Here is a 6,897-nt window from a genome sequence, read left to right as displayed (position 1 = left end):
AAGCCTAAATATAAAATTAGAATGCAAAAGCAAAGAGGCTAATAAAATTAAAGAAAATGAAATAAATCAACAAAAAGAGCTTGAATTTAAGAAAAATAAGATAAATTTAAGCAGCATAGCAATGCTTTGCCCCATCCTAGAATGCGATGAGTTAAGATGCATTCACGGAGGACAGGTTTTATTAAAAAGCAATTTAGGCAAAAGTATTAAGGCAAAGCTAAAAGATGATTCAATAAAAGATGCACCCATAATGCTTGAATCTGACTTGCTTTATTCGCCCATCTTAAACTGTCCTAATAGCATCGCTGGAATTGCTAATCCTTGCACTCAAATTGCTTTAATCTTACCAAGTGCAAGGGGATTAAAAAAATACAATGAAGATTATCCTATAATGCAAGATTTATGTATGAGTGGGGTATTTAGCGATAAGGGCTTTGCTGTCATTTGCACTAAACAAGAAAATACGCTTAAGATAAATGCGCCAAAACCTAGCAATAACAATATAGATTCTAAAGAGGCTAAAAAACCAAATATTAAGCTAACACAGCCAAGATTAAGGCTACATTATAAGGAATATGATAAGCAAAAAGACAATGTGCTTATAGCTAGATTTTATCTTAATGATATATTGCAAGAAAAAACGCAAGATGAGTATTTTAGCAACATAGAGTTAGATTTTGATAAAGACACCAAAGACATTGAGAATATGTTGCTAAAAGATAAAATAGCGATAGACTACCCTAGTAAATCTTATGATTTAAGGCAGATTGATATAATGCTAGGGATTCATCATCTATGCCTTATATTTGCGATTCCTACAAAAATACCTAAAATATTTAAAAAACCTTATGAAAGCTATGAATATAAGGAATATGGAGTGGGAAAATACAAAGCATTATTTGTATATAATGTAGATTTTGAAAATATAAAAGATTCTAGCGATGCAAGCGATTCAAATGAGAGCAGTGATGATATTGTAATCACTCACATTAGGGTTTTTTTAGCACCAGCTAAAGCAAAGAAGTTGGATTTTGTATTTGCAGTTGGATTAGATAGTTGGTTAGAGAATGAAAATATATGTAGCTTTAAGATAATGGCAGATGATGTGTGGTATGATAGCAATATACACAATGATGATTAACAAAATTCAGTATAGATTCAAGCGAATTTGCATTTACAAAAATACATCATTGAAATTTGTTGTAGCTATGTAAAGGAAATGATACGATTGGAGGGTGATGATTTAAGACACAGCAATGATATGAATGGACACATAAAAACGAGTGGATAGAGGATGGGGAGGGGGTGGAAATTATGCTAGAATTTAATGACAATCAACAAATACCCTTTATGCTAAAATATAAAATAATGAAACAATAATTAAAAATGTAGTTAAGGATAGATAATGGCAATGGAGGGCAACTTGTGGCACAAAAAATGCAAACATAAAATGCAAAAGACCTAATTGAGATAAAGTAAAAAAGCGTATGAGAAAATAAATACCGCTAGTGCTAGCGATGAAAACTTGCAAAAAATATTCAAACAAGCCATAATAGAAAATGGTATGTGTAGAGGCAAAACGGAAAAATCGGCAAATATTAAACAAAAAGGCATTATAACAATGGAAATTTTTCAAGCTTTTATGTTTGCTTAGAAATCTATGACTCCAAAGAATATAGTGCTCAAATCGAACAAATAGTGAAAAAATACTCCAAAGAGTGTAAATAAGGAAACTATAATGTCAAATAATGCTAAAATATCGCTGATTCATAGCAAAGACGAATTATTGCAAGTAATTACAAAGCACACAAAAAAAGCCCAAAAAATAGTCTTGCATTGCTCTAATTTTGATAAAATCTCTTTTGTAAATAATGCATACAAAGCAACACTATCACTTAATGAATGGTTAATATTGCATTTGCAAGAATTGCAAAGTAGGCAAAGTAAGCCAACAATAGAAGTGCATAATTATGGTAGTATTGATAAAAATAGCGTATTTAGCAATTTACTCAAACAAGAAAATACTCTTACAATCTATGAAAAGCAAAGTGATAACGCAATCAATGATATTTTATATAATTTTGTCAAAGAGCTAAATGGCGGTAAAAACACCGATAATTTATCAAGTGCAATAAGTGAATTTTTGAAGCATAATAATGTAGATACGCTAACTAATTGCATCAAAAATTATTTGCAAAAACCTATCATTGAAAAAATAAGCGTGTTTGATGAAATGGAATTTTTTGGCAATAAAGAGCATTGCAAAAATAGTATAGAAAACACTTTTAGCAATATAATAGAGGACATAGAAGCCATTTATAATGACGGCAATAAGCAAATTTACAAAGAGCTTGTTAATTTCTTTTTTGGTATTGTCAATATCTTTGATATAAAAAGTCTTTTTTCTAAAGCAAATTTACCTCTCTTTGCGGTTGGTGCATTTTTTGAGGGTGCTAAAATGTGGGGAAGAATCGATGAATGGCTAGATTCAAAATATAAATTTACTATATCAAATGCCATTATTGAGCTTTTTATAGAGGATATTGCGCCTATTATTTTGCTTTTTCAAAACCGTATTTTAAATCATAGTTTGATTATAGATAATCGTGTGCTTATAGAAATTTCTGGATTTAAATGCGATTTATCATATAGCAAAGCTACAATAGGGCAAAATTTGGCTGTATGCCTAGAATTTAAGCAAGAGCTAAATCTTAATTCAATAAACCCAAATTTACAAAATAAAAACACAAAAATTTGTGGCAAAAAAGATATTGCAAAGATTTTAGATAGGCAAATGGCTTCAAGCAATAATCGACTTAGCTATATAGAAAGCCCATGTTTTAATTCTGCTAAATTAGTCCATTTTATAAAAAATAAAGAAGAAAAAAATAGCCACAAGCGAGACCCAGCAAAACAAGGATATAATTATCTAATAATATCTAATGCACCACAAAAATATAATGCAAAACTAACTCAAAGATTGCTCCAAGAATTAGGTAGCAGTATAGATTATGGCAATAATAGCAGTGAATTTAAAAGTAATTCATTACACAAAAATCCAATAAATTATAATCCAATAATGGATTATAGCAAATATACAATTACCACAAAAGATAAGCCAAATAAGCCTTATGTGGTGCATTTAAGCCCTTTTATTTTTATGCCACAAAAACGATATAATGAGCTAAAAGAAATTGAATACAAAATTAGCTCTTATGAATCTGATATATATAATAGAGATACATTTTTAGAAAAAGAGCACTATCGATTCAAACAACAACATATTGATGATATAAATAGCTTTAGATTTATCGAATCTTTTTTTGAAAAAAGCCATTCTAAACAGGCAATTTTAGAACAAGAGAAAAAATATTTTAAAGAGGGGATACAATGCTTAAGAAATTATATTGATAGCATTATCACAGTTATAGAATCGCGTGATATTTCTTTTAATAGATACGATATTGATAAAGATGCACAAATGTCTATGGTAGAAAAGACAACTAAGAAACCAAAAACAAAATATGATATTTTAGAGGTAATTTTGCTTGCTTTGACCTACTATGTGATTAAACATTTTTATACTTCCATAGAAATTGTCATAAAAAAACAGCGGACTTTTTCTGTAGAATTTGAAAGCATAAAAATTGATGAAGAAATTATTGATATATTGCCGTTTAAGGCTTTTTTGATTATCGAAGACAAAGAAATACCGCTATGCTTTTCAAAACAGCAAAAAGAAAAGCTAAAATATAAACAAGAAGTTTTTTGTATAGAAGAGTTTGTTTTAAAGCTAGAAAAATACGATGATAATGATGATAAATGGAAAGAGTATTTAAATAATTTTTTAGATGATGGCAATATGGATGATTTTGATAGCACAGATAATACATTTGACGCCATAGAAAAAGAATTACAAACAAGCAGTCAAAATGATGAAAATCACGAGCAAATCATACATTTAGGCAGTGCTGATAAATACATAGATATTGTTATTGAGGACTTTATCATCTCTTTTTTTCCATTTGCAGATATTTTGTTTAATATTAGTGGCTTTGACATTGCAAAACATCTTACAAAAACAATGATAAGAACTTATAGAAATTATTGGAATGCTATGTTTGAGGAATTTGGATTAGCATATATAATGAAAATTATGACGGATAAGAATCTAAGCTTTAATGCTAAAAAATATAGCAAAACGACAAAAGCACAAAAAAGATTCAAAAAACTAAAGAAAAAGGCATTTATACAATACATTATACTATTGCAAAACGATAAATATTCACAGATTCTAGCCACTAGTTCTAAAAAAATAAAAGGTTTCAAACAAATGACCAGCCCTAGCAAAATACAGAATGCAAAAGGAATATTTTTAAAACAATATTGGAGTACTAAAATTATTGAATCGTTACAAGCTATTGCACAAGATATTATTCTAAATATTTTTAATGAAAATTTTATCACACACTACGAGCAAACAAAAGTAAAATTTGAAAAATTACAATTTTTGCATTTTATTGACAAATACAATCCTCCATATTCACTAAAAAGGCAAGAGGGTGTGTTTTATCCTATGTGCGTGAATAATACATTTTTATCATTTAATTTTAAAAATATGATTGTAGGTGGCAAACTATGCACAGGCGCATTTGGCACTTTAGAATCGCTATTTTTTAGCTTTGATAATCAAACAATGCCTACAAAAAATTATCTATTAAATAAACTGATAGCATATTTATGTTTAGATGAGTTAAGAAGTATGAATGATAGCCTTGCTACAATCGATGACATAGACTTTTTTAATAATAGACAGTATTTAAATGATTTGTCCACTCCCCCAAGATATTTAACACTAATAAATAGCAAAGGCACTTTTAAAACATCACCCAACGCAAATAATCAAACCAAAGACAATATCGCAAAGCAAAATAAAAAAATGCAAAATATAGCAGAGGATAAAAGACGACAATCTTTATATGATGAATATCGCTCAAAACAGTTGCCAGAGATTGAAGCCATAGAAGCATATCATACAGTTATGAATTATCTTGATGATGTATATATGGACTGTTTTGATGTAAATTCAAACAATAATAAGCCAAACCATAAAAAACATAGAGCATTTTTAAAGGCATTAGAAATCATAGGACAAAACAATATTAAGGCTATGTATGTGGGCTTAGATAAAGACAATAAAGCAATACAAAACACACAAGAAACTAGTGAATCTAGGCCAAAGCTCATAGGTAGATTGGCAACCACCATAATAATGAAAGATGGATTATCTATGGGATAAAGGGGGAAATATGTATTTATTTGACAACGAAACTTACGAAATTCACACAGTAGATGGACATAGCGTAAAAGTAGATAAAAAGAGCAATGAAATAGAATTTAATAATGTAGATAAAAGCAGAATAGGTAAATATACCAAACGATATTCCAAAGCCGTGTTTGAAGCGTGGGAGATTATGCAATCAGCTAAAAAATCCTACAAACCCATTTATTTAGACCCCACGCAAAAAGCTGGGCAAAGCTCAACATATTTGGAATTTAAAGCATTAAAAGATCTATATCTAAAGCCTCCAGCAAAAGGTGCAATAGCCCCTTGGACTAAAAAAGAAAAGGCATATTATGAATCGCTAAAAACAAAAAGAGAGCGATATAAATATTTAATCATTAGAAGCGGACTAAAAAGTGCCGTGATAGATATACCCTATGATGCTTATGCAGGTGTTGATGAAAATGGCAATCTTATAAACAAAGACTATGCCTATATCTATGAAAAAGTAGAGCAAAATAGGGGAAATGCGCATTTGGGTGATGGATATTTATTTATGGGAGAATGGGAATTAGCCGCTGGAATCCTAGGCGATATAGAAGGATTTGGACGAGCTGTGCAAGTAGGTAATGATGGATTTCACGCAAAAAGTTATGCTATCAAATTGTTGCTTTTACAATTAGGGGACATTGAGCTAGAATTTGAATGGCATCTTACTAAGGCATTTAATATGTTAGATGGTTCTTTTCAATATAGAGGAATGATAGATGGCTTACATAAAAATCCCTTGCGTGCTATGGAAATACAAAAAATTGCTAAAACGATAAAATCAGATAGATTTGGAATGTTTCCATATATTGATGAAATTATGGGTGTGGATTGGGTTATAGACTTAAATGTAATATTTGGATATGCCATAGATATGAATAATAGTGCTTCACGGACTTATTATGATGAGATAAAAAGTGGCAGATTAAAAGACCCTAGAGATAGCGATTATTATACAAGTGAAAATAGAGAATATTTTTTTAAAAATGAATTTGCAAGGACACCAAATTATCATTTGGATTTGCCAAATGAATGGAGCGAAGAAGAGGTTAGTTTATATATTAAAAGAATGCTACTTAAAGCAAAAGTCCTAACTCTCACACCACCACAGGGCTATCCTAATGCACCAATTTATTATCTCCAAGAGGATTTAGATAAGATGTATAAAGAGGGCAAATTAGATAAAAAACTAAATCCCATAATCCCAGCCATACATAGAGAGCATTTTCCACAATATTTGCGAGATGAGATAGAAACGTTCGCAAAGAAGCATAATATTAGGGATTGATTTAGATTCCACCGCCCTTCTTTGTCCCATCCTAGAATGCGATGAGTTAAGATGCATTCACGGAGGCAGGGTTTTATTAAAAAGCAAACTAGGAAAAAGCATCAAGGCAAAGCTAAAAGATGATTCAATAAAAGATGCGCCCATAATGCTTGAATCTGACTTGCTTTACTCGCCTATCTTAAACTGTCCTAATAGCATTGCTGGAATTGCTAATCCTTGCACTCAAATTGCTTTAATCTTACCAAGTGCAAGGGGATTAAAAAAATACAATGAAGAT

2 protein-coding genes and 1 pseudogene are annotated in these 6,897 nt (G+C 30.3%); all 3 read left to right on the top strand.

What is annotated here, in order from left to right; translation table 11 throughout:
* Window positions 1-1,141: pseudogene (locus DMC01_RS13860) on the top strand (lipase); the annotation flags it as partial.
* A gap of 597 nt (window positions 1,142-1,738) precedes the next feature.
* Window positions 1,739-5,299 (top strand): hypothetical protein, encoded by a 3,561-nt coding sequence (locus DMC01_RS11650; RefSeq protein WP_142694375.1) that lies wholly within the window; start codon window positions 1,739-1,741, stop codon window positions 5,297-5,299.
* Between the two features lie 10 nt (window positions 5,300-5,309).
* Complete coding sequence (locus DMC01_RS11645; protein ID WP_142694374.1) at window positions 5,310-6,620, top strand: hypothetical protein; 1,311 nt, start codon at window positions 5,310-5,312, stop codon at window positions 6,618-6,620.
* Window positions 6,621-6,897 lie beyond the last annotated feature (277 nt).

Origin of the sequence: Campylobacter troglodytis, assembly GCF_006864425.1 — a bacterium.
In the GTDB taxonomy this organism is placed as follows: Bacteria; Campylobacterota; Campylobacteria; order Campylobacterales; family Campylobacteraceae; genus Campylobacter_D; species Campylobacter_D troglodytis.
The sequence above is the reverse complement of the archived record's forward strand: the minus strand, read 5'-3'. Positions and strand labels throughout refer to the sequence as shown.